Raw genomic sequence first — 1,846 nt, forward strand, 5'->3', positions numbered from 1 at the left:
CGTGTCTGCACCTGCATCCGGGCCCTCCACAACGCGACATGACAGCCCATCACTGGGCAATCTCACCCAACCTACGACCTTGCAAAGTCCCTGGGGTCCAGGTGGCCGTTGGATCTTTCCGCGAGATATCGAGCCGGTGCTGTGCTTGCGCGGCCCAGGGGTGTTTGATTCCTTCATACAGGAGCTGTGCTTCCTGCCAGGCGTGTCGAGCCTTTTTGATCTGGCCGGCAGCAGCGTGGGTCTCGCCGGTGCCCATGAGCGCGTTGGCTTGGAGGAGAATGTCCGCGAGGAGGTAGGCGAGCTGTTGCTGCTCGCGGTAGAGGTCGAGTGCAGCGCGGTGGTTTGTGGCAAGCAGGTGGAACCAGGCGAGGTTGCCTATGGCCATGGCCTCGTGGCGGTGGTCTTGGACTTGGCGGAAGGCCACGAGAGCTCGGTCGGTGTCGGCAACGGCCTGAGCGAGGTTCCCGAGTCGCTGGTGAATCGTGCCGCGGTTCATCAGGGCTATCGCCTGAGCGCGTTGCCCGTCCGGGCTTTGGAGCAGGTTGATCGCCCGGGTATAGAGGGAAGCGGCGTGGTCTTTGTTCCCGCGCTGCGTTTGGACTGAGCCGTAGTCAACCAGGGCCGAGCCCTCGCCAGTGGGGTCGCCAATCGCGCGATAGATGCGCCTGGCCTCGAGAAGACAGCGCTCGGCGTCGTCGAGGCGGTTCGTCCTGAAGTAGAAGCCCCCGAGCCCGTTCACCATCAAGGCCTCCGCGGCCCTGTCACCGGAAGCCTTCGCGGCCTCAACGGCGAGTTCCTGCACGGCGAGGAAGTCGTCGAACTGGTTGCGAACGACGCGGAACTGCTTTTGCATCAAGGCGAGTTGCCAAGTGTGACGGTGGAGCCCGGCGTCTGCCACGGCTTGCTGGAGGGCGGTGATGTTCTGCCACTCCTGGTCGAACCAGGCCAGCCCTTCATCGTAGCTGCCGAACAGTGCCCGCTCACCAGGGCCGTCGGGGAGAACCCGGGGCAGGGCGGGTGTGTTGATGGCCGTGGCCGCTGCATGGCCAGCGGTGACGTACCAGGATGCCAGTCGGGTCAGTGCGGCTTGTGCGTCTTGTTCCGGCTCGGCTTGGGCGAGCTTGAGAGCGTAGGCACGTAGCAGGTCGTGGAGTTCGTACCGCCCAGGCGTAGCTTGGCGGACCAGGTTTTCATCCTGGAGGTCCTCGAGTGCAGCCTCCGCCTCGCGCAGGGGGGCTTCAGTCAGAGCGGTGACCATAGACGGCGTGAAGTCGTGCCCCGGGTGGTGGCCCAGCAGGCGAAACGTCGTGCGTAGGAGATCAGGCAAATCACGGTAGGAGACGTCGAAGACTGGGGTCAGTGCTCGGCCGCCGGCGCGAATCTCTTCAAGGCGGCCCGCTTTCAGCCGCTCGGCCAGGACCGCGAGGGACCAGGCCGGTCGGGAGCGCAGCCGGGCGGCCGTCAGTGCCACTGCGAGCGGAAGGTGGTCGCAGTAGCCGACGATGCGGGCTGCCGCCTCGGGCTCGGCTACGACGCGGTCGCGTCCAGCGATCCGCATCAGCAGGTCCAGCGACTCGGCTTCCGAGAACGCGCCGATCAGATGCGGGTTGACACCGTCCAGACCGGCCAGGCTGCGGCGGCTGGTGATCAGGACCATGCATGTGGGCCCGGCGGGGATGAGGTCGCGGACCTGTTCCTCGTCAGCGGCGTTGTCCAGCAGTACCAGACCACCGCGTTCGCGTAGCCTGTCCCGGTACATCGCCGCGCGTTCGTCCCGACTCTCGGGGATCTGGTACGCGGCTACTCCCAGCTGCCGCAGGAACGCCTCCAACACCGCGGACGGGTC

Annotated in this window: 1 protein-coding gene; it reads right to left on the reverse strand. The window is 66.0% G+C overall.

From position 1 onward, the window contains the following. Positions 1-49 precede the first annotated feature (49 nt). Positions 50-1,846 (reverse strand): tetratricopeptide repeat protein (locus tag AB0M29_RS45085; protein ID WP_365393657.1); only part of this gene is annotated, 1,797 nt, incomplete at its 5' end.

The sequence above is a fragment of the Streptomyces sp. NPDC051976 genome (genome assembly GCF_040680795.1).
Lineage (GTDB): Bacteria > Actinomycetota > Actinomycetes > Streptomycetales > Streptomycetaceae > Actinacidiphila.